This is a genomic window from Streptomyces sp. NPDC051913, assembly GCF_044593635.1.
GTDB lineage: Bacteria > Actinomycetota > Actinomycetes > Streptomycetales > Streptomycetaceae > Streptomyces.
In genome coordinates this window covers 14,396-38,493 of sequence record NZ_JBIUCI010000013.1, presented here as the reverse complement: position 1 = coordinate 38,493, position 24,098 = coordinate 14,396, and the positions used below count along the sequence as shown (strand labels likewise).

Annotated in this window: 24 protein-coding genes; 14 read left to right on the top strand and 10 right to left on the bottom strand. The window is 71.0% G+C overall.

The window, feature by feature from the left end; genetic code table 11:
• Positions 1-9: 9 nt before the first annotated feature.
• The 4 genes from ACIHIX_RS32865 to ACIHIX_RS32850 form a co-directional block, all read right to left on the bottom strand.
• Positions 10-1,524, bottom strand: a complete 1,515-nt coding sequence (locus ACIHIX_RS32865; protein WP_399962604.1) for an ABC transporter permease — start codon at positions 1,522-1,524, stop codon at positions 10-12.
• Positions 1,521-2,384, bottom strand: coding sequence for an ABC transporter ATP-binding protein (locus ACIHIX_RS32860; protein ID WP_329337529.1), 864 nt, complete (start codon positions 2,382-2,384; stop codon positions 1,521-1,523). The genes ACIHIX_RS32865 and ACIHIX_RS32860 overlap by 4 nt, the downstream gene beginning before the upstream one ends.
• A complete protein-coding gene (locus ACIHIX_RS32855) occupies positions 2,381-3,199 on the bottom strand; it encodes a zf-HC2 domain-containing protein (RefSeq protein ID WP_399962602.1) in 819 nt (272 codons plus the stop codon). The genes ACIHIX_RS32860 and ACIHIX_RS32855 overlap by 4 nt, the downstream gene beginning before the upstream one ends.
• Positions 3,200-3,263: 64 nt before the next feature.
• The gene (locus ACIHIX_RS32850; RefSeq protein WP_329337525.1) at positions 3,264-3,803 is read right to left on the bottom strand and encodes an RNA polymerase sigma factor; all 540 of its coding nucleotides are present in this window, start codon (positions 3,801-3,803) and stop codon (positions 3,264-3,266) included.
• Between the two features lie 111 nt (positions 3,804-3,914).
• Between ACIHIX_RS32850 and ACIHIX_RS32845 the strand changes: the two genes are divergently transcribed.
• From ACIHIX_RS32845 to pstB, 12 genes are all read left to right on the top strand, one after another.
• Positions 3,915-4,361 (top strand): GntR family transcriptional regulator, encoded by a 447-nt coding sequence (locus ACIHIX_RS32845; protein ID WP_399962600.1) that lies wholly within the window; start codon positions 3,915-3,917, stop codon positions 4,359-4,361.
• Positions 4,358-5,260, top strand: a complete 903-nt coding sequence (locus ACIHIX_RS32840) for an ABC transporter ATP-binding protein (RefSeq protein ID WP_399962598.1) — start codon at positions 4,358-4,360, stop codon at positions 5,258-5,260. The genes ACIHIX_RS32845 and ACIHIX_RS32840 overlap by 4 nt, the downstream gene beginning before the upstream one ends.
• Positions 5,257-6,249 (top strand): ABC transporter permease, encoded by a 993-nt coding sequence (locus ACIHIX_RS32835; RefSeq protein ID WP_399962596.1) that lies wholly within the window; start codon positions 5,257-5,259, stop codon positions 6,247-6,249. Before ACIHIX_RS32840 ends, ACIHIX_RS32835 begins: the two co-directional genes overlap by 4 nt.
• Positions 6,250-6,334: 85 nt before the next feature.
• On the top strand, positions 6,335-7,318 hold the full coding sequence (locus ACIHIX_RS32830; RefSeq protein ID WP_399962594.1) for a hypothetical protein: 984 nt from the start codon (positions 6,335-6,337) through the stop codon (positions 7,316-7,318).
• Entirely contained in the window at positions 7,315-8,184 is an 870-nt protein-coding gene (locus tag ACIHIX_RS32825) for a hypothetical protein (protein WP_399962592.1), read from the top strand. Before ACIHIX_RS32830 ends, ACIHIX_RS32825 begins: the two co-directional genes overlap by 4 nt.
• 318 nt (positions 8,185-8,502) lie before the next feature.
• The gene (locus ACIHIX_RS32820; protein ID WP_399962590.1) at positions 8,503-10,737 is read left to right on the top strand and encodes an RNA degradosome polyphosphate kinase; all 2,235 of its coding nucleotides are present in this window, start codon (positions 8,503-8,505) and stop codon (positions 10,735-10,737) included.
• Positions 10,718-11,836 (top strand): CHAD domain-containing protein, encoded by a 1,119-nt coding sequence (locus tag ACIHIX_RS32815; RefSeq protein ID WP_399962588.1) that lies wholly within the window; start codon positions 10,718-10,720, stop codon positions 11,834-11,836. Before ACIHIX_RS32820 ends, ACIHIX_RS32815 begins: the two co-directional genes overlap by 20 nt.
• A gap of 24 nt (positions 11,837-11,860) precedes the next feature.
• Positions 11,861-12,301, top strand: coding sequence for an NUDIX hydrolase (locus ACIHIX_RS32810; RefSeq protein WP_399962586.1), 441 nt, complete (start codon positions 11,861-11,863; stop codon positions 12,299-12,301).
• Positions 12,302-12,531: 230 nt separating this feature from the next.
• On the top strand, positions 12,532-13,656 hold the full coding sequence (gene pstS / locus ACIHIX_RS32805) for a phosphate ABC transporter substrate-binding protein PstS (RefSeq protein WP_399962584.1): 1,125 nt from the start codon (positions 12,532-12,534) through the stop codon (positions 13,654-13,656).
• 104 nt (positions 13,657-13,760) lie between these two features.
• The gene (gene pstC / locus ACIHIX_RS32800; protein ID WP_399962996.1) at positions 13,761-14,765 is read left to right on the top strand and encodes a phosphate ABC transporter permease subunit PstC; all 1,005 of its coding nucleotides are present in this window, start codon (positions 13,761-13,763) and stop codon (positions 14,763-14,765) included.
• Complete coding sequence (pstA, locus tag ACIHIX_RS32795; RefSeq protein ID WP_399962582.1) at positions 14,762-15,808, top strand: phosphate ABC transporter permease PstA; 1,047 nt, start codon at positions 14,762-14,764, stop codon at positions 15,806-15,808. The genes pstC and pstA overlap by 4 nt, the downstream gene beginning before the upstream one ends.
• A 44-nt stretch (positions 15,809-15,852) precedes the next feature.
• Positions 15,853-16,629 carry a phosphate ABC transporter ATP-binding protein PstB gene (pstB, locus tag ACIHIX_RS32790; RefSeq protein ID WP_399962580.1) on the top strand — a complete coding sequence of 259 codons (777 nt, stop codon included), beginning with the start codon at positions 15,853-15,855 and terminating at the stop codon, positions 16,627-16,629.
• 102 nt (positions 16,630-16,731) lie between these two features.
• On the opposite strand, the gene ACIHIX_RS32785 is transcribed toward pstB, so the two are convergent.
• A complete protein-coding gene (locus tag ACIHIX_RS32785) occupies positions 16,732-17,730 on the bottom strand; it encodes an anion permease (protein ID WP_399962578.1) in 999 nt (332 codons plus the stop codon).
• Positions 17,731-17,737: 7 nt separating this feature from the next.
• Positions 17,738-18,358 (bottom strand): DUF47 domain-containing protein, encoded by a 621-nt coding sequence (locus tag ACIHIX_RS32780; RefSeq protein WP_059195745.1) that lies wholly within the window; start codon positions 18,356-18,358, stop codon positions 17,738-17,740.
• Positions 18,359-18,558: 200 nt separating this feature from the next.
• Between ACIHIX_RS32780 and ACIHIX_RS32775 the strand changes: the two genes are divergently transcribed.
• Entirely contained in the window at positions 18,559-18,897 is a 339-nt protein-coding gene (locus ACIHIX_RS32775; RefSeq protein ID WP_329337497.1) for a metal-sensitive transcriptional regulator, read from the top strand.
• Between the two features lie 33 nt (positions 18,898-18,930).
• Here the strand turns inward: ACIHIX_RS32775 and ACIHIX_RS32770 are convergent, their stop codons facing one another.
• Together ACIHIX_RS32770 and ACIHIX_RS32765 are read right to left on the bottom strand one after the other, a co-directional pair.
• Positions 18,931-19,104, bottom strand: a complete 174-nt coding sequence (locus ACIHIX_RS32770) for a hypothetical protein (protein ID WP_399962576.1) — start codon at positions 19,102-19,104, stop codon at positions 18,931-18,933.
• Between the two features lie 119 nt (positions 19,105-19,223).
• Positions 19,224-20,048 (bottom strand): hypothetical protein, encoded by an 825-nt coding sequence (locus ACIHIX_RS32765; RefSeq protein WP_399962574.1) that lies wholly within the window; start codon positions 20,046-20,048, stop codon positions 19,224-19,226.
• Positions 20,049-20,597: 549 nt separating this feature from the next.
• Between ACIHIX_RS32765 and ACIHIX_RS32760 the strand changes: the two genes are divergently transcribed.
• Positions 20,598-22,163, top strand: coding sequence for an FAD-binding oxidoreductase (locus ACIHIX_RS32760; RefSeq protein ID WP_399962572.1), 1,566 nt, complete (start codon positions 20,598-20,600; stop codon positions 22,161-22,163).
• A gap of 9 nt (positions 22,164-22,172) precedes the next feature.
• Here ACIHIX_RS32760 and ACIHIX_RS32755 read toward each other — a convergent pair whose 3' ends face one another.
• Positions 22,173-22,880, bottom strand: coding sequence for a phosphatase PAP2 family protein (locus ACIHIX_RS32755; RefSeq protein WP_399962570.1), 708 nt, complete (start codon positions 22,878-22,880; stop codon positions 22,173-22,175).
• 182 nt (positions 22,881-23,062) lie between these two features.
• Positions 23,063-24,070, bottom strand: coding sequence for an NlpC/P60 family protein (locus ACIHIX_RS32750; protein WP_399962568.1), 1,008 nt, complete (start codon positions 24,068-24,070; stop codon positions 23,063-23,065).
• Between the last annotated feature and the right edge of the window lie 28 nt (positions 24,071-24,098).

Sequence of the window (24,098 nt, the reverse complement as noted above, 5' to 3'; positions counted from 1 at the left end):
CTCCCCTCGCTAGCACTTGTCCGCCCCCACCTTCGCCCTGACCCCCAGCAGCTCCGCCGCCCGTGCCGTCGTCACCCTCGGGGACGTCAGTTCCGTCCAGTTCGTCCTCACCTTTGCCGCCACCGCGTCCCGGGGCTGCTCCAGCAGCTTGCGGACGACCGTCGTCTGACCGGCGGTCATCGACAGCGGGTTCGTCTGGGACAGGACGATCGCCGAGCCGCTCACGCTGTCGTCGAGGCGGACGTGCTTGAGGCTGCCGATCGGGTCGGACTGTCCGGCCAGGGCCAGCCACATGATGGTGACCATGCGGCCGTCGCACAGCTCACCCGTCGTCTTCTCGTCGCCGGCCACCAGCACTCCCGCGACGGCGGCCGAGAACTCCGGGACGCGGTTGCCGCCCCAGGCGGTGCCGACCGTCACCTGGTGCGGGGTCGTGGCGGGGTCGAGGGCGGCGTCACCGTCCATGCCGTAGCGGGCGTCGATCCGCTGCCGGACGAGCAGGCTCTGGTCATGGGCCGTGCCGCCGGCGAGGGACTGCACCTGGGCCACGGTCCGCGCCCAGTCCGCGGTCCGGCCCCGCCACTCGGGGAAGGCGCAATAGCGCGACCCGCCCCGCTCCACGCACGTCTGCACCTGCTCGGGGTGGAGCGAGGCCCGCTCCCGGGCGGCCGTGACCTCCAGGGAGACGCCCTGGCCCTGGTAGACCGCGCCGAGGACCGTCAGCGCCAGCGCCCCGGCGAACCCGGCCTGCACGGACCGGGACCGGTGTCCGCCGCCGGCCAGCCCCGCGAGCAGCGCCACCGTGAGGGCGAGCGCGGCGAGATAGAACGCGTGCCAGGCGGCGGGGCGGCCGATCAGGTCGGAGGGCAGGGTGTTGCTGCTGGCCACGTCTATGACCGGGGTCAGCCAGCGCGTCCAGCCCTCGTCGGCGCCGCTGCTGAGGAGGAAGAGGAACAGGAAGAAGACCACGACCAGCGGTGCCGTGAAGGCCGTCCTGATCACGCGGGCGATCAGCACCCCGGCCGCCCCGAACGCCAGCACCGTCAGCGGCCCGACCAGCAGCTCACCCGGCGAACCGTGCCCGAGAGCACCGGGCCTGAGCGCCTGCCAGCCGAACTGCGCGGCCACGCCCACCGCGGTGAGCAGCGCGGCCGGGACCACGGACAGCAGATGCGCGGCCGTCCGGTGGGCCGTGCTCATCACCAGCACCGTGAAGTGCCGTTCCGTGTCGTGGCGGCGGGATCTCAGCACGGCCTGGTTCACGGCCAGCAGCACCGCGAGGCCGACGAGGAGGGGGCCGCCCTGGGTGGCGCGGTCGGCGTCCTGGAGGGCCGGGTAGCCGTCCGCGTAGTCCTGGGCGCGCCACACGATCCAGGCCGTGTAGACGAGGAAGCCGAGGAGTACCGGGACGGTCGTCAGGAGCCGGCGGGCCTCGAAGCGCGCCAGGGCGAACACGGCCGCCCAGGAGGTGCGGGGCCCGGTGTGCACAGGGGTGGTCGGGGGTGTCTCCAGTACCGCGCTCATGCCGCCGCCACCTCCACGCCCGCGTCGTCGAGAGTGAGCAGGTAGCCGTCCTCCAGCGTGGGGTCGGCGAGGTCGGCGCCGGCGGGCGGGCTGCCCACGTTGCGGAAGGAGCCGGTGCCGGTGCGCCAGCCGGCCTTCGCGCCCGGGTCGCGTTCCGCGCTGTGCCACACGCGTCCGGCGGCCACCGCGGTCAGCTCGGCCGGGGTGCCGTCGAAGCGGATCCGGCCGCTCGCCATCACCACGACACGGTGGCAGAGCATCGCCACGTCCTCCGTCTGGTGGGTGGACAGGAGCACGGTCCGGCCCTCGCCCGCCCGGGCGATCAATTCCCGGAAGCGCATGCGCTGTTCGGGGTCGAGGCCGACCGTCGGCTCGTCCAGGACCAGGAAACCGGGGTCGCCGACGAGCGCCGCCGCCAGCGCCACCCGCTGCCGCATACCGCCGGACAGCTTCTTGATGCGTTTGGCGCGGACGTCGCCCAGGTCGACCTCGTCGAGCACGCGTCGCACCTCGCGATGGCGGGCGCCGCGATCGGTGAGCTCCTTCAGGATCGCCACGTAGTCGACGAACTCGAAGGCCGTGAAGTCCGGGTGGAAGCCGGGGGTCTGGGGCAGATAGCCGAGCCGGCGCCGGACCTCCTGCCGGCCCCGCGCGGTGCCCGGGTCGTTCCCGAGCACCGTGAAGGCGCCGCGGTCGGCGGGGACGGCCGTGGCCAGCACCCGCAACAGGGTCGTCTTTCCGGCCCCGTTGGGGCCGAGCAGTCCGGTGACGCCTCGCGTCAGCCGCAGCGACACGTCGTCGAGGGCGCGGGTGCCGCCGTAATGGAGACTGAGCCCCTCGGCGGAGACGGTGGGTGTCATACGGCACTCCTGTGGAAGACGTCGAAACGGTCACGTACGAGGAAGAGCAGGCCGACCGCGAGGGCGGCGACCGCCGCGGCGACGCCCTGGCCGGCCGCGGTGAACGGCACGAGCGGGCCGTCGCCGGCCCGGTCGGTGGCGACGAGCAGCGCGATCCACGCCCCGCCGACCAGGGACGGCGCGAGCACCGGGCCCAGGCGCGGGGTGAGCGCGAGGCCGGTCGCGGTCAGGGCGAGCGCGGGCAGCAGCCAGGCCAGCGCGCGCAGACCGTAGGAAGGGAGGGCGAGGGTCGCCAGGCCGTTGAGGCCCAGGCCCGCGGCGAGCACCGCCACCGTGCGGATCATCAGCAGCCGGAAGCCGTGCACCGGGCTGACGACCGCCATCTCGTACGTCGGGTCCAGCGCGGGGCCGTACGACAGCGCGACGCCGGCGAGCGGGAGCAGCGGGGCCAGGGCGAGGAAGAGGGTCGGCGAGTCGGCGGTGTAGACCACGCCCACGGTGGTCAGCAGCAGGAACACGACCGCCGCCAGCCATGAGCGGCGCAGCACGGGTGTCGCCGTGAGCAACCGCGCGACATGGTCGGCGACGCCGAGACGCACGAGCAGCGCCTCGAACAGCCCCCTTCGGGGGACGTCGAGTTCGGCGTCGAGCCGCTCCCAGCCGGTGTCGAGGGCGACCGGGTCGCTCACCGAGGCGAGCGTCTGACGGCACTCCGCGCAGGACATCAGGTGCGTGTCGGCGGACCAGAGCCGGGGCGCCGCCAACTCGCCCCGGGCGTAGGCCCGTAGATCCTCGGCATCCACATGCCACGTCATGCCGTCACCTCCGTCGTCCGCCCACGGCTCCGCAGAGCCGGGCCCCGTCCGTCCATCCGCCCGCTCATGCCAGCGCCTCTCGCAGTTGCTTGCGGGCTCGCAGCGCCCGCGTCTTGACCGTCCCCGGCGGAATGCCGAGGACGACGGCGGCCTCGCGGGTGGTCAGTCCGTCGATGACCGTCGCCTGGAGGACCGCGCGGAGTTCGGGGGAGAGCCGGACCAGCGCGCCCGCGAGGTCCCCGTGCTCCACCCCCGCGAGCACGCGCTCCTCCGCGGACGCCTCATGGCGATGCCGCAGCCGGGCCAGCGCCTGCCGCATCCGGCCCCGCGCGCCGTCGCCGCGCAGCGCGTCGACCAGTCGCCGTGACCCGATCCGCCACAGCCACCCGGTCACGTCCCCGTCCTCCCGGTAGCGGGCCGTGCCGCGCCAGATCGCGAGGAAGGTCTCCTGCACGACGTCGTCGACTATCCCGGCGTCGGCGCACCGGCCCCGCAGTCGCGCGGTCAGCCAGGGCGCGAACCGCCGGTACAGCTCCTCGAAGGCGCGCCGGTCCCCGTCCGCTGCGGCCCGCAGCAGATCCCCGTCGCTTCTCGTCTCGCTCACAACCCCTCATCGCACGAGCCCCACCGATCGGTTCACGGATTCGGGCTTGACTTTGTGGCCACCTTTGAACCACCCTTTCACTACTCAATTAGTGAAAGGGTGGTTGTACGGGTGCTCGAGTACCGCATCGACCGGCACTCCGGCGTCGCCACGTACGTGCAGATCGTGCAACAGACGAAACAAGCGCTACGCCTGGGCCTGCTGGAACCCGGCGACAAGCTGCCCACGGCCCGTGAGGTCGTCGAGGCAACCGCCATCAATCCGAACACCGTGCTCAAGGCCTACCGAGAGCTGGAGCGCGAGGGACTGGTCGAGGCCCGCCGCGGGCTCGGCACCTTCGTGCGCCGCGGCCTCGGCGCCGCCCCCGCCGACTCACCCCTGCACACCGAGCTGGAGGACTGGACCGCGAAGGCCCTCGAGTCCGGCCTCGACCGGGACGACGTGGCGGCACTCTTCACCGCCGTACTCGACAAGCACTTCTCGGCGCCGCGGCTCGCGGAGCAGCGACTCTCCGAACGGCCCGCCCCGACCAAGCACAGCCAGGGAGACTCCTCATGACCGACACCGCCCTCGAGGCAGCCGCGCTGGGCAAGCGCTTCGGCCGGCTGCGGCGGAGCGCCGGATGGGCCCTGCGGGACTGCTCCTTCACCCTCCCCGCCGGCCGCGTCTGTGCCGTCGTCGGCCCCAACGGGGCGGGCAAGTCCACCCTGCTCGCCCTCGCCGCCGGCCTCATGGCGCCGACCGAGGGCGTCCTCGCCGTCCTCGGCGGCCCCGCGGGCGAGGCACGCGCACGCGTGGGCTTCGTCGCCCAGGACAAGCCGCTCTACCCGCAGCTCACCGTCGCCGAGACGCTCCGCATGGGTGGCGACCTCAACCCCGGGCGCTGGGACGCGCGCGCGGCCGAGGCCATCGTGGCCGGCGGCGATCTCGACCCGAAGGCCCGCGTCCGCTCCCTGTCCGGCGGCCAGCGCACCCGCGTCGCGCTCGCCCTCGCCCTCGGCAAACGGCCCGAACTGCTGCTCCTGGACGAGCCGATGGCCGACCTCGACCCCCTGGCCCGGCATGAACTGATGGGCGTCCTGATGTCCCAGGCGGCCCAGCACGGCACCACGATCGTCATGTCCTCGCACGTGGTGGCCGAGCTGGAGGACTCCTGCGACCACCTCCTGCTCATCGGCGGCGGCCGGGTCCGGCTCGCCGGGGAGATCGACGAACTGCTGGAGACCCACGCGCGCGTGTCGACGACCGCCGACACCGACCTCGCCCCGCACACCGTCGTCGAGTCCCGCACCACGGGCCGCCAGCTCACCGCCCTGATCCGCCCGGCCGCGCCCCTCCCCGCCGACTGGCGCACCGGCACACCCACCCTGGAAGAGCTGGTCCTCTCCTATCTGCGCAACCCCGGGGCGACGACGCCGACCACCGCGGTGCAGTCCCGTGAGGAGTCCGTCGCGTGACCGCCCTCACCCCGCCCGCGGCCGGCCCCGCGCATCTCACCCGCTGGCTGATCCGCCTGCACCGCCCGGCCCTCCTCCTGTGGACGGCCGTCGTGGTCGTCGTCTCCGGCGTCCTGCTGTGGCTGCGCGGCCCGCTCGCGGACGCGTCCGCGGCGGCCTGGCGGGCGTACGACGCCTGCCACACGGCGACCTGCGGATACGACCAGGCCGCGATCCTCCACTACAAGGACGTCTACTCCTTTACGACCTACGCCGTCCTCGCCGCGCCCTTCCTGGTCGCCGCCTGGGCGGGCGCCGCCCTCACCGGCCGCGAGGTGGAGACGGGCACCGCCCGGCTGGCATGGACGCAGAGCACCTCCCCGCTCCGCTGGTTCGCCTCCCGGCTGGCGCTTCCGGCGGCCGTGGTCACCGCGGGCACGGGCCTGCTGGTCCTGCTGCACCACCTGGCGTGGTCGGCGGGCAAGGGCCGGATCGGCACCCTCAAGAGCTGGTACGACCTGCCGACCTTCTACGCCAACGGCCCGGTCGTGGTCGCCCTCGCCCTGGCCGGACTGGTCGGCGGCGCCCTCGCGGGCCTGCTCCGCCGCGGTTCCCTGCCGGCCCTGGTCGCGGGCCTCGGCTTCACCGGCCTGCTCTGGTACGCCGTCCAGCTGGTCATGCCCCATCTGTGGACCACGTCCACCAGCGTGGTCGATCTGAAGCGTTTCGCCCCGACCGGCGGCGGCCTCGGCGTCGACGAAGGCATCGTCACCGCCACCGGAGCGCACGTCTCCAACCTGACCTGCGGCAACTCCGAGAACGACGAATGCCTCGCGTTCTACGACAGGTTCGACGCCGTCGGCTGGTACCGCACCTATCACCCGGCCTCCCACTACTGGCCCCTGCAACTGATCGCGACCGGCCTGGTCCTCGCCCTCACCGCCCTGCTGACCCTGCTGGCCTTCCGACTGCTGCACCGCGAGACCGGCGCACGCAGACGCGCCTCATGAGCACGGGCGGCGTACCGCCCGACCGGACACCGCACCGCACCACACCGCCCCGTCCCCGCCCGCACGCCCCGCCAGGAGCCCCCGTATGACCCTCACCGCCCCGGAGACCGTCCGGGCGAGACCCGCGCGCCCCGCCGCCACCGGCCGGACCGTGCTGCGCCTGCACCGCGGCGCGCTGATCGTCTGGCTGCTCCTCGTGGCCGCCGCCGCGGGCAGCCTGCTGTGGGCGTACGGCCCCGCCGCGACCGACGCCTGGTCGAACTGGCGTCAGCAGTGCCCCGACGACATCGACGCCTGTATGTGGGACACCACGATCAACGGCTACTACCGGGCCGTACGCCTCCCCGAGATGGCCCTCGCCTGGCTGTGCCTCCCCGTCGCCGCCTGGGCCGGAGCCGCGCTCATCGGGCGCGAGATGGAGAACGGCACCGCCAAGCTCGCCTGGACGCAGTCCGTGACCCCGGCCCGCTGGCTGGTCACCAAGCTGACCGTACCGGCCGCCGTGCTCGCCGCCGGCATGACCGTGCTGGTGCTGCTGCACCGCCTGGTCTACGAGGACAACCCGTTCCCGGTGTTCCTGCACTGGATGGACGCCGAGACCTTCGTCGCCAACGGCCCCGTCGCTCTCGCCCTGCCCCTGTGCGGACTCGCCCTCGGCGCCCTCACCGGCCTGCTGCTGCGCCGCACCCTGCCCGCCCTCGCCGTCGGCACCGCCGTGACCTGGGGCGTCGTCTACCTGGCCGACCTGGTGACCCCCGACCTGTGGCCGTGGAAGACCGCCACCGCGTCCCTGGAGTCCCAGTGGCCGAACATCGGCGACGACGTCCTGTACGGCGACCAGGGCATGCTCACCTCCACCGGCGCCCACATCCCCTACCCGAACTGCGGCGACGACTTCGCGCAGTGCATGGCCGACCACCACGCGGTCGCCTTCTACGCCGAGTACCACCCCGCCTCCCACTTCTGGCCCCTCCAGCTCATCGAGACCGGCATCCTCCTCGCCGTCGCCGCCGTGGCCGTCGCCCTCGCGTTCCGGCTGCTGCGCCGGGAGACCGGGGCCGCCGCGTGAGCACCCTCCACGTCCGCACCACGCTCGCCGTCCGCAGCACCCTGCGCCTGCACCGCCCCGCCGCGATCCTGTGGGCCCTCGCGCTGGCCGCCGCCACCGGGTACCTGATCCGGCTGCACGCCCTCGCCGACGAGGCCCGCAAGGGTGTCAGCCCCTGTGCCGTACCGGCCCAGGACAACCTGCCGCTGTGTTCGGCGGTCGAGGCGATCACCGCCGACGCGACCTACGCCGACGGCATCGCCCTGGTCACGGGCTGCCTGGCGCTCCTCATGTTCCCGGTGGCAGCCTGGGCGGGCGCGGTCGTCGGCCGTGAGCTGGAGACCGGGACAGCCCGCCTCGCCTGGACCCAGTCGACGTCCCCGGCCCGTTGGCTGGCGACCCGGCTCACCGTCCCGGCCGCCCTGATCACCGCGGGCACCACCACGGTCGTCCTGCTCGGCAACTGGGCCCGCACCGACGACAACCCCGACCTGGTCGGCGACTGGTACTACTCCGACGTCTTCATCGGCACCGGCCCCGCCGCCGTCGCCCACGCCCTCGCGGGCCTCGCCCTCGGCACCCTGGCCGGACTGCTCACCGGACGCGCCCTGGCCGGCGCCGGGACGGCCTTCGTCGCCTGTCTGGTCCTGTACAACACCGTGGACCTCTTCCGCGGGAACCTGTGGCCCACGCTCACCCACGTCGGCGCCTTCGAGCCGCCGCGCTCGTACTACCAGGTCGACTGGTCGGCCGACGAGACCCGTCTGACCTACCACCCCGTGTCCCACTACTGGCCGCTCCAGTACGTCGAGACCGGCGTCCTCCTCACCGTCGCAGCCGCCGCGACCCTCGCCGCCTTCCTTCTGCTGCGCCGCCGTACCGCCTGACATCCGGGCGGGACGGGCCACGCTTCCGGGCCGCACGTCCTCCCACGGGGGTGGGGGAGGTGCGGCCCGGGCATGTTCCCGGCCACGCGGCCGGACGGGTGGACGCCCGGGAGCCGTCCCGCGATATCCCACACGCCATGTCTCCGTAACCATCGGTTCAGACGGGCTTGCGACGCTCGGCGAATGACGCCCGCCGTGCCAGAGCCTTCGCCGCCCCCCAAGGGGTTCGCGGGGAACGGGGACCTCCGCCTCGCCGCCGCGCTCCCGCCCGCGCTGTCCGACGCGCCCGTATCGCCCGTGGCGCGGAAGAATGGGTCCATGAGCCAGCCCAACACCCAGGCAGCACAGGTCCAGCACGCGCAGCCCTCCGTGGGCTCCATAGCCGCGCACCGCCCGCACACCGTCGCGGCCGCGGTCTCCGACCTGGAACCCGACATCGACGCCGACCTCGACGCGTACGAGGAGGACCCCGGAGACGGTGTCCCCCTGCCGCAGGGTCGTTTCCTCGACCGGGAGCGCAGCTGGCTCGCGTTCAACGAGCGCGTCCTGGAGCTCGCCGAGGACCCGAACACCCCGCTGCTCGAACGGGCGAACTTCCTCGCCATCTTCGCCAGCAACCTGGACGAGTTCTTCATGGTCCGGGTGGCGGGACTGAAGCGCCGTATCGCGACCGGCGTCGCCACCCGCTCCGCCTCCGGCCTCCAGCCGCGCGAGGTGCTGGAGATGATCTGGGCCCGCTCCCGTGAGCTGATGGCCCGGCACGCCGCCTGCTACCACGAGGACGTCGCCCCCGCACTCGCGGAGGAGGGCATCCACCTCGTCCGCTGGAACGAGCTCCAGGAGAAGGAGCAGGCCCGCCTGTTCACCCTGTTCCGGCACCAGATCTTCCCGGTCCTGACCCCCCTCGCGGTCGACCCGGCGCACCCCTTCCCGTACATCTCGGGCCTCTCCCTGAACCTCGCGGTCGTCGTCCGCAACCCCGTCACCGGCCACCGCCACTTCGCCCGCGTCAAGGTCCCGCCGCTGCTGTCCCGCTTCCTGGAGAGCTCCCCCGGCCGTTACGTCCCCATCGAGGACGTCATCGCCGCCCACCTGGAGGAGCTCTTCCCGGGCATGGAGGTCCTGGAGCACCACGCCTTCCGCCTGACCAGGAACGAGGACCTGGAGGTGGAGGAGGACGACGCCGAGAACCTGCTCCAGGCCCTGGAGAAGGAGCTCATGCGGCGCCGCTTCGGCCCGCCGGTGCGCCTGGAGGTCGAGGAGTCCATCGACCGCGAGGTCCTGGACCTGCTGGTGCGCGAGCTGAAGATCTCCGAGGCCGAGGTGTACCCCCTCCCCGGCCCCCTGGACCTCACCGGCCTCTTCCGCATCGCCTCGCTCGACCGCCCCGAGCTCAAGTACAAGAAGTTCATCGCCGGTGTCCACCGCGACCTGGCCGAGGTCGAGTCGGCCTCCGCGCCGGACATCTTCGCGGCCCTGCGCGCCCGTGACGTCCTGCTGCACCACCCGTACGACAGCTTCTCCACCTCCGTGCAGGCCTTCCTCCAGCAGGCGGCCGAGGACCCGGACGTCCTCGCCATCAAGCAGACCCTGTACCGGACCTCGGGCGACTCCCCCATAGTCGACGCCCTCATCGACGCCGCCGAGGCCGGCAAGCAGGTCCTCGTCCTGGTCGAGATCAAGGCCCGCTTCGACGAGCACGCCAACATCAAGTGGGCGCGCAAGCTGGAGGAGGCGGGCTGCCATGTGGTGTACGGCCTCGTCGGTCTGAAGACCCACTGCAAGCTGTCCCTGGTGGTCCGCCAGGAGGGCGAGACGCTACGGCGGTACAGCCACGTCGGCACCGGCAACTACCACCCCAAGACGGCCCGCCTGTACGAGGACCTCGGCCTGCTCACCGCCGACCCCCAGGTCGGCGCGGACCTCTCCGACCTCTTCAACCGCCTCTCCGGCTACTCGCGCCGCGAGACGTACCGCCGTCTCCTGGTGGCCCCCAAGTCCCTGCGTGACGGCCTGATCTCGCGGGTGAACAAGGAGGTCCAGCACCATCGCGCGGGCCGCCCGGCGTTCATCCGCATCAAGGTCAACTCGATGGTGGACGAGGCCCTCATCGACTCGCTCTACCGCGCCTCCCAGGCGGGCGTGCCGGTCGACGTCTGGGTGCGTGGCATCTGCGCGATCCGCCCGGGCGTGGCGGGCCTGTCGGAGAACATCAAGGTCCGCTCCATCCTCGGCCGCTTCCTGGAGCACTCCCGGGTCTTCGGCTTCGGCAACGGCGGCGAGCCCGAGGTGTGGATCGGCAGCGCCGACATGATGCACCGCAACCTGGACCGTCGTATCGAGGCACTGGTACGGGTCACCGACCCGGCCCACCGCGCAGCCCTCAACCGCCTTCTGGAAACCGGCATGTCCGACACCACCGCCTCCTGGCACCTGGGCCCGGACGGCGACTGGGAGCGGCACGCCACCGACGCGGACGGCCAGCCCCTGCGCAACGTCCAGGAGATGCTCATAGACGCCCGGAGGCGCCGGCGTGGCACAGCAACACCTTGACCCGACGGACCCCACGGCCGGGGCGGTCACGGCGGACGCCCTCGCGGGCTATCTCCGCGCCCAGGCCACGGAGTTCCTCCGAGCCCTGCGCCAGCACCGCGAGAACGGCGGTGCGGCGGCGGGCGGTTCGGAGGCGTCCGTCGGCGCGGCCCGCGCCCTGCGCCGCTCGGCCCGCCGCATCAGCGCCAGCCTGCACACCTTCCGCCCGCTCCTCGACCCGGACTGGTCGGAACGCATCCGCCCCGAACTGGCATGGCTGTCGGGCACGTTGGCACTGGAACACGCGTACGAGGCAAGGCTGGAACGCCTGCTGCTGGCCCTGCACAGGTTGTCGGGCGCGACATTCCCGGCTCAGGCGGGCACAGTCGACGCCTCCGCCCCAGCTGCGGGCAGTCGTGCCGCTGGGGCGGCACGGGTGGGCGCAGCGGCACCCGCCGGCGCGGCGAGCGGAAACCCCGGTACGCCCACCCCGGACCGCGGCAACCTCACAGTGGGCGCGGCAAAAGCGGGCGCCCTCCTCGACCGCCAGCTCACCCTCGCGAGAACCCGAGCTCACTCCACCGCCCTACAGGCCCTCGGCTCCTCCCGCTTCCACGCGGTCGCCGACAACATCGCCGTACTCGCCAGCGAAGTCCCCCTCTCCCCAACGGCCACCACCATCCCCCTCCACCCCCTCGCAGCCGCCGCCGAAGACCGCCTCAGGGACGCCGTGAGCGCCCTCCCCCTGGTCACCGCGGGCCACCCCTACAACGCCGAGGCCCTCATCCACGGCCTCTCCCCGGACCCGTCCCCCCACCCCCAGGACGCCCCCTGGCACCAGGTCCGCCTGCTGCTGCGCCTGCACCGCTACGCCCGCGAGGTCCTCCGGAACGGCGACTGCGTCGACGTACGCCTGCTGACGACCGGCGAGGCCCTGGACCGGCACCGGGACGCGTCGGAGGCGGCGGCCGCCGCGGCCCAGGCGGCGCGCACGCCCCGTATCGCCCCCGCGACCGCGTACGCCCTCGGCGTGCTCCACGCCGACCAGCGCCACGAGGTGGAGGCGGCGAGGTTCGCGTTCCAGCAGGCATGGCAGAAGGAAACGGTCAGTACCGCATAACCGAGAAGGAACGGTGAGCGCCCAGTGAGCTCTCCCGACAACACCGACCCGACCGGCACCACCGTCGTCCACGCCGCCGGCTGCGTCCTGTGGCGCCGCTCCCCCATCGACGGCGAGCTGGAGATCTGCCTCGTCCACCGGCCGAAATACGACGACTGGTCCCACCCGAAGGGCAAGCTGAAGCGCGGCGAGGACGCGCTCGCCGGCGCGCTGCGCGAGGTGGAGGAGGAGACCGGTTACGAGGCGACCCCGGGTGCCCGGCTGTCCACCGTCCGCTATGTGGCGAACGGCCGCCCCAAGCAGGTCCGCTACTGGGCGGCGGAGGCCGCGGCCGGGTCCTTCACCCCGAATACCGAGGTGGACCGCATCCTCTGGCTCCCGCCGACGGCGGCCCGGAACCGGCTGACCCAGCTGCGGGACCGGGCGCTGATCGACGATCTCCTGGCCGCGCTGCACCTCGCCTAGGACCGGTGCGCCGGTATGGAATGCAACCGTTCCGTGACCTAACCGCACCTTCCGCAGGGGTTCACCCCCCGTTCATTTCCGCCAGTCGGCGCCTTCACCTGATCTGCCTAATTTCGGCCTTACGCGGTGCGGACCGCGCGTCGGGAGAACACCTCGAAGACGTGCCCGCGCCACCCACTCTTCGCACGCCGCCGGATTCAGGACGGCGGCTCTCGGAAGGAACTCCCTCAGTGAAGCTTCAGCGCAAGAACCGGCGGGCTCTCGCTCTCGGCGCGTTCGCCGTCTCCGGCGCCCTGGCCCTCACGGCGTGCGGCTCCGACGACACCGGCACCTCGGACGGCGCCAGCTCGTCCACCGCCGCCAACAGCTCCATCAAGTGCGACGACGCCAAGGGTCAGCTGCTCGCCGACGGCTCCTCCGCGCAGAAGAACGCGATCGACGCCTGGGTGAAGGCCTTCACGGCCTCCTGCTCCGGTGTGCAGATCAACTACAAGGGCTCCGGCTCCGGCGCCGGCGTGACCGCGTTCACCCAGGGCCAGGTGGCCTTCGCCGGTTCCGACTCGGCGCTCAAGCCCGAAGAGGTCACCGCCTCCAAGTCGGTCTGCAAGGGCGGCCAGGGCATCGACCTGCCGATGGTCGGCGGCCCGATCGCGGTCGGCTTCAACGTCCCCGGCGTCGACAAGCTCGTCCTGAACGCCGAGACGCTCGCCAAGATCTTCGACAGCAAGATCACCAACTGGAACGACGCGGCGATCAAGAAGCTCAACCCCGACGCCAAGCTCCCCGACCTGAAGATCCAGGCGTTCCACCGCTCGGACGAGTCCGGCACCACGGACAACTTCACCAAGTACCTGATCGCCGCCTCCCCGGCGAACTGGAAGTACGAGGGCGGCAAGGCCTGGCAGGCCAAGGGCGGCCAGTCGGCGTCCGGCTCCTCCGGTGTCGCCCAGCAGGTCAAGCAGACCTCCGGCGCCATCTCCTACATGGAGCTGTCGTACGCCAAGGACGGCATCGTCCCGGTCACCATCGACACCGGCGCCTCCGCCCCGGTCGAGGCCACCGTCGAGAACGCCACCAAGGCGATCGCGGCCGCCAAGGTCGTCGGCACCGGCAAGGACCTGTCGCTCCAGCTGGACTACGCGACCAAGGCCGACGGCGCCTACCCGATCACCCTGGTCACCTACGAGATCGTCTGCGACAAGGGCAACAAGTCGGACACCCTCGCCGGCACCAAGGCGTTCCTGCGCTACATCGCCTCCGAGGACGGTCAGGGCCAGCTCTCCACGGCCGGCTACGCCCCGATCCCCGACGACATCATCGCCAAGGTCCGCACCACCATCGAGGGCCTGAGCTGATCTGAGCGTGCGGCCCGTCCCCGCACCGGGGCCGGGCCGCACCGTCCGGTGCACCGCCGCCAGGAGCCGCACACACCGTGCGTCTCCGCAGACCGGAGAACCCGATGGACACCACACAGATAACCGACACACCTCCCCCCGCAGCCCAGCCCACCGCGACCGAGCAGAAGCGCGCCGCCCGCGGCGCCACGCGCCCCGGAGACCGGATCTTCCTCGGCCTCTCCCGCGGCTCGGGCATCTTCCTGCTGGTGATCATGGCCGCGATCGCGGTCTTCCTCACCTACCGCGCGTCCCTCGCCATCAGCAAGGACCACGGCAACTTCCTGACCACCTTCGAGTGGAACACCAACCTTCAGGAACCGGTCTTCGGCATCGCGGTCCTCGCCTTCGGCACGATCGTCTCCTCGATCGTCGCCATGGCCATCGCGGTCCCGATCGCCGTCGCGATCGCCCTGTTCCTCACCCACTACGCCCCGCGCAAGCTGAGCGGTCCCATCGCCTACGTGATCGACCTGCTCGCCGCCGTACCGTCCATCGTGTACGGCCTGTGGGGCGCCCTGGTCCTCGTACCGAACATGAACGGCCTGTTCGGCTGGCTGGACGACTACTTCGGCTGGACCGGCATCTTCTCCTGGCAGGGCGGCGCGGCCCGCTCGATGCTGACCGTCGGCATCCTGCTCGCCATCATGATCCTGCCGATCATCACCAACGTCAGCCGTGAGGTCTTCCGGCAGACGCCGCGGATGAACGAGGAGGCGGCCCTGGCGCTCGGTGCCACCCGCTGGGAGGTCATCCGCATGTCGGTGATCCCCTTCGGCCGCTCCGGCGTGATCTCCGCCTCGATGCTCGGCCTCGGCCGCGCGCTCGGCGAGACGATGGCCGTGGCCACCGTGCTCTCCCCGACCTTCGACATCCAGGCCAGCCTGCTCGACCCGGGCGGCGGCACCTTCGCGCAGAACATCGCCAGCAAGTTCGGCGAGGCCACCGAGTTCGGCCGGGACGCGCTGATCGCCTCCGGTCTGGTCCTGTTCGTCATCACGCTGCTGGTCAACGGCGCGGCCCGGGCGATCATCGCCCGCCGCGCGGAGTACTCGGGGGCCAACGCATGAGCACCGCAACCGTCAGCACCCTGCGCGGTGCCCGTCTGCCCAAGTGGTCCCCGTACGCCATCGCGGGTGGCTCGCTCGGTCTCGCGGTCGGCATCGGCCTGGCCGCCGGCCTCGACAGCGAGGTCCAGTGGGGCCTGATCGCCGCGCTTCTCTTCCTCGTCGGGACCTACGGCATCGCCGCCCGCGTGGAAGGCCGCCGCCAGGCCAAGGACCGCATCGCGACCTCGCTGGTCTGGGTCGCCTTCCTGCTCGCCGTGATCCCGCTGGTCTCCCTGGTCTGGGTGACCGTCGCACGCGGCGTGAAGGTCCTCGACGTCTACTTCCTGACCCACTCCATGGGTGTGGTCGCCGACACCGAGCCCGGTGGCGGTATCTACCACGCCATCATCGGCAGCCTGGAGCAGGTCGGCCTCGCCGCCCTGATCGCCGCTCCGATCGGCGTGCTCACCGCCGTCTACCTGGTCGAGTACGGGCGGGGCAAGCTCTCCAAGGCCATCACGTTCTTCGTCGACGTCATGACCGGCATCCCGTCGATCGTCGCGGGTCTGTTCATCCTCAGCCTGATGCTCCAGTTCGAGATGCAGCCCTTCGGCTTCGCCGGCTCGCTGGCCCTGGCCATCCTGATGATGCCGGTGGTCGTCCGCTCCACCGAGGAGATGCTCAAGCTCGTCCCGAACGAGCTGCGCGAGGCCTCCCTCGCGCTGGGCGTCCCGAAGTGGCGCACGATCCTGAAGGTGGTCCTGCCGACCTCCATCGGCGGCATCACGACCGGCATCATGCTGGCGGTCGCCCGTATCGCGGGCGAGACGGCTCCGGTGCTGCTCCTCGTCTTCGGCAACCCGTTCATCAACACCAACCCCTTCGAAGGGGCGCAGGCGTCGCTGCCGCTGTACATCTACCAGCAGTACGCGAACAGCGCGGGTTCCGGAGCGGCGTACGACCGCGCCTGGGCGGCGTCGCTGACGCTGATCGCCTTCGTGATGATCCTGAACCTGGTGGCCCGCGGCATCGCCCGCTGGAAGGCCCCGAAGACCGGTCGCTGACGCGGCCATACAGCGACCGACGAATCTCTGGAAGTGAAGTAGTCATGGCCAAGCGAATCGACGTAAGCGGACTGACCGCCTACTACGGCTCCCACAAGGCGATCGAAGACATCTCGATGACCGTCGAGCCCCGCTCGGTGACGGCCTTCATCGGCCCCTCCGGCTGCGGCAAGTCGACGTTCCTGCGCACCCTGAACCGGATGCACGAGGTCACCCCCGGCGGCCGGGTCGAGGGCAAGGTGATGCTGGACGACGAGGACCTGTACGGCAACGGGATCGACCCGGTCTCCGTCCGCCGCGAGGTCGGCATGGTCTTCCAGCGTCCGAACCCCTTCCCCACGATGTCGATCTTCGACAACGTGGCGGCGGGCCTGCGTCTGAACGGCTCGTACAAGAAGTCCGAGCTCGCGGACGTGGTCGAGAAGTCCCTCAAGGGCGCGAACCTCTGGAACGAGGTCAAGGACCGCCTGAACAAGCCGGGTTCCGGCCTCTCCGGCGGTCAGCAGCAGCGCCTCTGCATCGCCCGCGCGATCGCGGTGGAGCCCAAGGTCCTCCTCATGGACGAGCCCTGCTCGGCCCTGGACCCGATCTCCACCCTCGCGATCGAGGACCTGATCGGGGAGCTGAAGGAGCGCTTCACGATCGTCATCGTGACGCACAACATGCAGCAGGCGGCCCGCGTCTCCGACCGCACCGCCTTCTTCAACCTGGCCGCCGTCGGCCAGCCCGGCAAGCTGATCGAGATCGACGAGACGGAGCGCATCTTCTCCAACCCGTCGGTCCAGGCGACGGAGGACTACATCTCCGGCCGCTTCGGCTGAGCCGACCCGGACCCCTCGCGGTGCTGCATGGCGGTGCCACCGCGAGGACGCAAAAGAGCCCGCCCCCTGGCTCATCAGGGGGCGGGCTCCTTGCGTACTGCCTTACAGGAACGCCAGATCCACGATCCCGAACGACGCCGCCGCCACGATCGCCGCCGCCGGCATCGTGATGAACCAGCCGAGGACGATGTTCTTCGCGACTCCCCAGCGCACGGCGTTCACCCGCTTCGTCGCGCCGACGCCCATGATCGCGGAGGTGATGACATGGGTCGTGGAGATCGGCGCCTTGAAGAGGAACGCGGTGGTGAACATGATCGACGCACCGGTCGTCTCCGCGGCGAACCCCTGCGGCGGGTCCAGCTCGATGATCTTCCGCCCCAGCGTCCGCATGATCCGCCATCCACCGGCGTACGTACCGAGCGACAGCATCACGGCGCACACGATCTTCACCCACACCGGGATCGGATCGCCGTAGTCCTCGACATCGGCGATGACCAGCGCCATCACCACGATGCCCATGGTCTTCTGCGCGTCCTGCAGACCGTGCCCGAGTGCCATACCGGCCGCCGAGACGGTCTGCGCGATCCGGAAACCGCGCTTGGCCTTGTGCGGGTTGGCACGCCGGAAGATCCACATGATCGCGGTCATCACCAGGTAACCGGCGATGAGACCGACGAACGGCGACACGAACATCGGGATGACGACCTTCTCCAGCACCCCGTGCCAGTAGACCGTCGTACCGCCCGCGAGCGCCGCTCCCACCATGCCGCCGAACAGCGCGTGCGAGGAGGACGAGGGCAGCCCGAAGTACCAGGTGATGAGGTTCCAGGTGATCGCACCGACGAGCGCGGCGAAGAGGATGCCCATCCCCTTCGAGCCCTCGGGCGTCTCGATCAGCCCCTCGCTGACGGTCTTGGCCACCCCGCTGCCCAGGAAGGCACCGGCGAGGTTCATCACCGCGGCCATCGCCAGGGCCGCGCGCGGGGTGAGCGCCCGGGTCGAGACGGACGTCGCGATCGCGTTCGCCGAGTCGTGGAAGCCGTTGGTGTAGGTGAATCCGAGCGCGACGCCAATGGTCACGATCAGTGCAAAGGTGTCCATGAAGGGCTCAGGACTCCTTGACCGCGATGGTCTCCACCGTGTTGGCCACGTGCTCGAAGGCGTCCGCCGCCTCCTCCAGCACATCCACGATCTGCTTCAGCTTCAGCACCTCGATGGCGTCGTACTTGCCGTTGAAGAGCTGGGCCAGCAGCTTGCGGTGGATCTGGTCGGCCTGGTTCTCCAGCCGGTTGACCTCGATCCAGTACTCGGTGAGGTTGTCCATGGTCCGCAGATTGGGCATGGCCTCGGCGGTCAGCTCCGCCGCCCGCGCCAGCACCTCGATCTGCTGCTCGACGCCCTTGGGAAGTTCCTCGACGTTGTAGAGGACGACCAGGTCGACGGCCTCCTCCATGAAGTCCATGATGTCGTCGAGGGAGGACGCGAGGTTGTAGATGTCCTCACGGTCGAACGGCGTGATGAACGAGGAGTTCAGCTGGTGGAAGATCGCGTGTGTGGCGTCGTCACCAGCGTGTTCCGCGGCCCGCATACGCTCTGCGATCTCGGCCCGGCCGGCGGTGTCCGCCCCGAGCAGTTCCATGAGGAGCTTCGAGCCCGTGACGATGTTGTCCGCGGATGCGGCGAACATGTCATAGAAGCTCGTCTCCCTGGGGGTCAGACGGAAGCGCACAAGGGGTCCTCGGGGTGCATCGGTTTCGGTCAGGCTGATGCTAAGTGCATCATCCGGCCACGGCTAATGGGCCGTCCCCCAGTGTCGCCCATCAGGCACAGTGGTCGGCACGGGGGCCTTCCGCCTGCCCTATACCCAGCAAAGTTCGGTACGATATACCCAGTAGGGGTATATACCTGTCCGGAACTGTGGAGGACGCGATGACGACGACCGAGGCCGGCGCCACGGCGCCCTCCGAGCCGGTGACCGAAAACGTCACCCACGGCTACCACAAGCAGAAGGACGAGCACCTCAAGCGCCTGCGCCGGATCGAGGGCCAGATCCGCGGCCTCCAGCGCATGGTCGAGGAGGACGTCTACTGCATCGACATACTCACGCAGGTGTCCGCCTCCACCAAGGCCCTGCAGTCCTTCGCCCTGCAGCTGCTGGAGGAGCACCTGCGCCACTGCGTCGCCGACGCGGCCCTCAAGGGCGGCGACGAGATCGACGCGAAGGTGGAAGAGGCCACGAAGGCGATCGCCCGCATGATGCGGACCTGACCGAGCGGGTGGGGGGCAGGCGTCCTTGGCCGCTCAGCGGCCGGAGGCCTCGCGCTCCTCGGCCACTTTCAGCACCTCGTCGATGCTCTCCAGACTGAGCCGGTCCTGGGCGGCCGACGCCGCGATGATCAGCTCTCCGCACAGCTCGATCTCGGCGAGGGCCACGTGGTCCTGAACTGCCGTACCGCCGACCGGAGCCACGTGCATCACCTCTTCTCTGCCGTCACCGCTTCCTAGAGTAGGGAGCGGTCTACACACCGCGCATGGCACGGACGGGCTAGTTCTTGACGCCCGTCACGACCGCTCGCCCCCGGCCGGCCCCCGGCTCACTCCTCCACGATCTTCCCGGCGTAGATGTCGTCACCGTCCGGCAGGCGTACGTCGACGGCGACGCCGAAGTCGAACAGCAAGGTCGTCGACGCCACGGCCACGGTGCCTTCCTGCTGCCCGTTGACGAAGCTGAACCGGTGCCTGACCTTGCGGATGCGCCCGTCGTCGTCGAGGTACACGTCGAAGGGAACGCGCGCCGTGGCGAACCCTTTCGCCGCCGCCCCCAGCGATGCCTTGTTCCCGTCGGTCGCCCCCCGCGCGGCGACGGTGAGATCGGCGACCCCGCGATAGTGGCGAACGTCGATCCCGGCCACGTCCGTCTTCCCCACGTAGGTCGCCGTCCGCGCCCCGCGCAGCAACTCGGCGGCGGCGAACGGGTCGGTGGCACCGCCGGTGACCAGGTTCCCGTCGGAGAGGCCGGCGGTGTCGACGCGGACCCACTTGTCCGCGGGGACACCGGCACCCCGGTTCTTCATGAACAGGGCACCGGGAGCGAGCAGTTCGGTGATCGGCCGGTGCTCGCTCTGCCCGGCCGGGTCCTGCGGCAGCAACACCTTCAACTGCCCGATCTGCCGCCGGTAGTCATAGACGCCCTCGCCCCGGATGGTGACGCGGGTCCCGCCGGTGGCCATCTCCATGGACGTGCTGGCCTTCGAACTCCCGGCCTCCACAAGGCGGGCGGCGGCGGCGTGCAGCGCGGCGACGGGATCACCGCCCCGCGCGTCCTGATCGGTGTCACTCCCGGCGCACCCACTGACCCCGCACCAGACCATGACCCCCGCGGCGACCGCCCCGCCGACCCTGTGCTGCCGCTCCGCCATCGCCTGCCTCCGTCACGGGCCCCCTGTCGCTCCCCTTAACGACGGGTCCGTGGGGCCGTCACGCATACCGCCCCTTTACCCGGGCTCGGTAACGTTGTCCCCGTGGCGCAGCAGGACAGGGTCCCCCCACCCGCAGACCCCCAGGAACACCTCACGACTACGGTCGACCAGGGCCGCTTCTGCACAGCCCGCTGCACCTGCGGCTGGCGCGGCCCGGCGAGAAGGGCAAGAAGCCAGGCAAGGACAGACGCCCAGAACCATCTGCCGACGTAGACACAGCGCCCTGAAGGGGCGCGGGGAACTGCGCGACCAGCCACAGCGGCGCCGCAGACGATCCACGACCCATCGCCGCACTTCCCGCGGAGCGCTCAGCTGCGGGCAGTCGTGCCGCAGGGCGGCACGGGTGGGCGCGGCGGCACCCCGCCGGCGCGGGCGAGCGAAACCCGCCCCGGCCCCGACTCCGTGCACCATGGAACCCCGGCCTCCCGCACCCCGTCTCGTTCCACGAGAGCCACGACAGCCGACCCGAGGCCACGGAGGGCACGCACCATGGAACGCCGTACGTTCGTCGCAGGCGGCGTAGCCGCACTAGCCACGGTCACCACAGCCGCCTGCACCGGCAACGACTCCGCCGACGCGGCCCAGACCACCACCGCCTCCGGCACAGCGGCCGCCACGTCCGCCAAGTCCGCCGCCCTCCCCACCGCCCCCGCCAACTGGACCGCCCTCGCCCGGGACCTCGACGGCCCCCTCCTGCGCCCCGGCGACACCAACTGGCCCGCGGCCCAACAGCTCTACAACACCCGCTTCGACTCCCTGAAGCCCACCGCCGTCGCCTACGTCGCCCACACCGACGACATCCGCACCACCCTCGCCTACGCCCGCGCCCACCACCTCAAGGTCGCGATCCGCAACGGCGGCCACTCTTACGCGGGTTGGTCCTCCGGCACCGGTCGTCTGATCATCGACGTGTCGAAGCTCAACAGGATCAGGTCCAGCGGCGGCACCGCGGTCGTCGGCGCCGGCTCCAAGCTCATCGACGTCTACCGCGCTCTCACCGCGAAGGGCGTCACCATCCCCGCCGGCTCCTGCCCCACCGTCGGCGTCTCCGGCCTCACCCTCGGCGGCGGCCACGGAGTCGTCTCCCGCGCCTACGGCCTGACCTGCGACAGCCTCACCCAGGCCACGCTCGTCACCGCCGACGGCAAGCAGCTCGTCGCGAACGCCACGACGAACAAGGACCTCTTCTGGGCCCTGCGCGGCGCGGGCAACGGCAACTTCGGCATCGTCACGGAACTCCAGTTCAAGACCCACCCGGCCCCGCAGGCGGTGACCGGTTATCTGTCCTGGCCCTGGTCGAAGGCGGCCGCGGTGGTGAAGGCCTGGCAGGAGTGGGGTCCGGACCAGTCGGACGAGATCTGGTCGTCCCTGCACCTGGCGGGCACGACCGGCGGCTACACCACGATCAACGTCGCCGCCTTCTCCCTCGGCACCTACGGCGAGCTCCAGAACGCGGTCGACCGCCTCGCCGACAAGGTGGGCGCCCCCGCGAGCAGTGTCTCCCTGCGCCGCCGCTCCTACGAGGAGGCGATGGAGATCTACGCCGGCTGCTCCTCCTTCGCCACCGACGCCCAGTGCCATCTGCCCGGCAAGACCCCCGGCCGCTCCCCGCAGGGCGCGCTCAACCGGGAGACGTACGCCGCGAAGTCGGACTTCTTCGACCGCTCGCTCTCCACGGCCGGCATCCAGGCCCTGCTGAAGCAGATGGAGACGGTCCGGGGCGGCTCCGGCAGCATCGCGCTGACCGCGCTCGGCGGCGCGGTCAACCGCGTCTCCCCGACGGCCACGGCGTTCGTCCACCGCCGCTCCCGCATGCTGGCCCAGTACATCGTGTCCTGGCGGGCGGGCACGTCCGGCGCCACCGGCCAGTCCTGGCTGACCGCGGCGCACGACGCGATGAAGCCGTACGCGTCGGGAGCGGCGTACCAGAACTACACGGACCCGACGCTGACGAACTGGCGGAAGGCCTACTACGGCGACGCGGCGACCCGGCTGGCGACGCTGAAGAAGCAGTACGACCCGCAGGGGTTCTTCACGTTCCCGCAGGCGCTCTGAGCGACCGGGTCAGGCCGCGAGGTCCCGCTCCTCGGCGCCGGAGCCCTTCCGCGCGCCGGGGACGACGGCGCCCTGGCCGCCGTACGCCGAGGACTTCCTCGACCGGATCAGCCGGCCTGCCCGCGGCGATCGCTCGATCGCCTTGGTCAGGGGGGTGAGCAGGGCCATGGCCGGCGGGGAGAGGAGGAGGGCGACGGCGGTGCCGAGGGCGAGGCCGCCGAGGACGTCGGTCGGGTAGTGGACGCCCATGTAGACCCGGCAGAAGCCTTCGAGCAGGGCGAGCAGGATGCCGGCGACGCCGAACTTCCGGTTGGCGACGAACAGTCCGACGGCGAGGGCCATGGTGATCGTGGCGTGATCACTCACGAACGAGTAGTCGGTCTTTCCGCTGACCAGGACCTCCAGGCCGTCGTGGTCGACGAAGGGCCTCGGCCGCTCCACGAATCCTCGTATCGGCACGTTGATCAGCACGGCGACGCCCGCGGCCAGCGGCGCCCACAGGAGGGCGGCCACGGACGGTGCGGCGTCCTCTCCGCCGCGCCGGCGCACGGACAGCCAGCACCACAGCACCAGCAGGACGGTGGCGAGCAGGATGCCGTACTCACCCACGAACTCCATGACCCGGTCGAACCAGTGCGGCGCGTCCTTGGCCAGGCCGTTGATGTCGTAGAGCAGCTCGACGTCGGGGTTCGACCCGGATGCGGCGAGTCCAGCCATGGTGCTGTGGCCCCTTCGTCGTCGTTCTCGGCCCCCGTGGATGTAGATCCGATGTGCGTTCGGCTACGACAACAGGAACGCACGGTCCCCGTTAATACGTTCCACACTCCACTGAATGATCACGCAGACGTTATCGAAGAGAGACACATCGCCGCAGCTCAGGGGGTAGGTTCACAGCCCGTTCAGACCGTCGTCGGGAGCGCTTTCGCGCCATCTTCGGTGACCCGGGTGGCACCGAAGTAGTCAGGGGTGTCGATCGGGTCGAACCGGATCACAGCACCCGTTCTCGGGGCGTCGATCATGTATCCGCCGCCGACATAAATCCCCACATGCCGGATGGTGCGGGAGTTGGTGAGGTCGTCCGAGAAGAAGACCAGATCGCCCGGCAGCAGCTCGTCCCTGGCCGGATGCGGACCCGCGTTCCACTGGTCGTTGGCGACCCGCGGCAGCGTGATTCCGACACTCTCGTAGGCGGCCTTCGTCAGCCCCGAGCAGTCGAACCGCCCCCCGTCCTGAGCAGTACCGTCACCGCCCCACAGGTAGGGCGTGCCGAGTTTGTTCTGCGCGTAGGTGATCGCGGCGGCGGCCTGCTTGGACGGGTCGACGCGGGTGACGGGAGCGGCGAAGCTCTCCTCCAGCGTCGTGATCGTCTTCACGTAGTTCTGGGTCTCCTTGTACGGCGGTACGCCCCCGTACTTGATGACCGCGTAGGCGCCCGCGTTGTAGGACGCGAGCATGTTCCTCGTGGCGTCCCCGGGGACGTCCTTCACGTACGAGGCGAGCTTGCAGTCGTAGGAGGCGGCCGATGGAATCGCGTCATTCGGATCCCATACGTCACGGTCCCCGTCCCCGTCACCGTCGATGCCGTGCGTGGCCCAGGTGCCCGGGATGAATTGCGCTATCCCCTGCGCGGCCGCGGGGCTCTGCGCCTTCGGGTTGAACCCGCTCTCCTGGTACAGCTGGGCGGCGAGCAGGGCCGGGTTGATGGCGGTGCACAGGTTGCCCCACTTCTGGACCAGCCCCGAATAGGCGGCCGGCACAGCCCCCTTGGCCAGCGCCTTCGTCGCGCCCCCGACCCCGTTGGCCAGGTTCCCCGCGGCGACGTAGACCCCCACCACGAGCAGCATCACGAAGCTCAGCCCCGCCCCGAGAGCGGCACCCGCCACGAGCCACGCCTTACGCACCGTCAACCGCCCCTCGCCGCCCGGGAGTCCGCCG

What these genes read in the sequence shown, in the direction of transcription:
- ACIHIX_RS32865 (WP_399962604.1), bottom strand. Translation starts at nt 1,524, where the DNA reads ATGAGCGCGGTACTGGAGACACCCCCGACCACCCCTGTGCACACCGGG.
- ACIHIX_RS32860 (WP_329337529.1), bottom strand. Translation starts at nt 2,384, where the DNA reads ATGACACCCACCGTCTCCGCCGAGGGGCTCAGTCTCCATTACGGCGGC.
- ACIHIX_RS32855 (WP_399962602.1), bottom strand. Translation starts at nt 3,199, where the DNA reads ATGACGTGGCATGTGGATGCCGAGGATCTACGGGCCTACGCCCGGGGC.
- ACIHIX_RS32840 (WP_399962598.1), top strand. Translation starts at nt 4,358, where the DNA reads ATGACCGACACCGCCCTCGAGGCAGCCGCGCTGGGCAAGCGCTTCGGC.
- ACIHIX_RS32830 (WP_399962594.1), top strand. Translation starts at nt 6,335, where the DNA reads ATGACCCTCACCGCCCCGGAGACCGTCCGGGCGAGACCCGCGCGCCCC.
- ACIHIX_RS32820 (WP_399962590.1), top strand. Translation starts at nt 8,503, where the DNA reads ATGAGCCAGCCCAACACCCAGGCAGCACAGGTCCAGCACGCGCAGCCC.
- pstC (WP_399962996.1), top strand. Translation starts at nt 13,761, where the DNA reads ATGGACACCACACAGATAACCGACACACCTCCCCCCGCAGCCCAGCCC.
- pstA (WP_399962582.1), top strand. Translation starts at nt 14,762, where the DNA reads ATGAGCACCGCAACCGTCAGCACCCTGCGCGGTGCCCGTCTGCCCAAG.
- pstB (WP_399962580.1), top strand. Translation starts at nt 15,853, where the DNA reads ATGGCCAAGCGAATCGACGTAAGCGGACTGACCGCCTACTACGGCTCC.
- ACIHIX_RS32785 (WP_399962578.1), bottom strand. Translation starts at nt 17,730, where the DNA reads ATGGACACCTTTGCACTGATCGTGACCATTGGCGTCGCGCTCGGATTC.
- ACIHIX_RS32775 (WP_329337497.1), top strand. Translation starts at nt 18,559, where the DNA reads ATGACGACGACCGAGGCCGGCGCCACGGCGCCCTCCGAGCCGGTGACC.
- ACIHIX_RS32770 (WP_399962576.1), bottom strand. Translation starts at nt 19,104, where the DNA reads ATGCACGTGGCTCCGGTCGGCGGTACGGCAGTTCAGGACCACGTGGCC.
- ACIHIX_RS32765 (WP_399962574.1), bottom strand. Translation starts at nt 20,048, where the DNA reads ATGGCGGAGCGGCAGCACAGGGTCGGCGGGGCGGTCGCCGCGGGGGTC.
- ACIHIX_RS32760 (WP_399962572.1), top strand. Translation starts at nt 20,598, where the DNA reads ATGGAACGCCGTACGTTCGTCGCAGGCGGCGTAGCCGCACTAGCCACG.
- ACIHIX_RS32755 (WP_399962570.1), bottom strand. Translation starts at nt 22,880, where the DNA reads ATGGCTGGACTCGCCGCATCCGGGTCGAACCCCGACGTCGAGCTGCTC.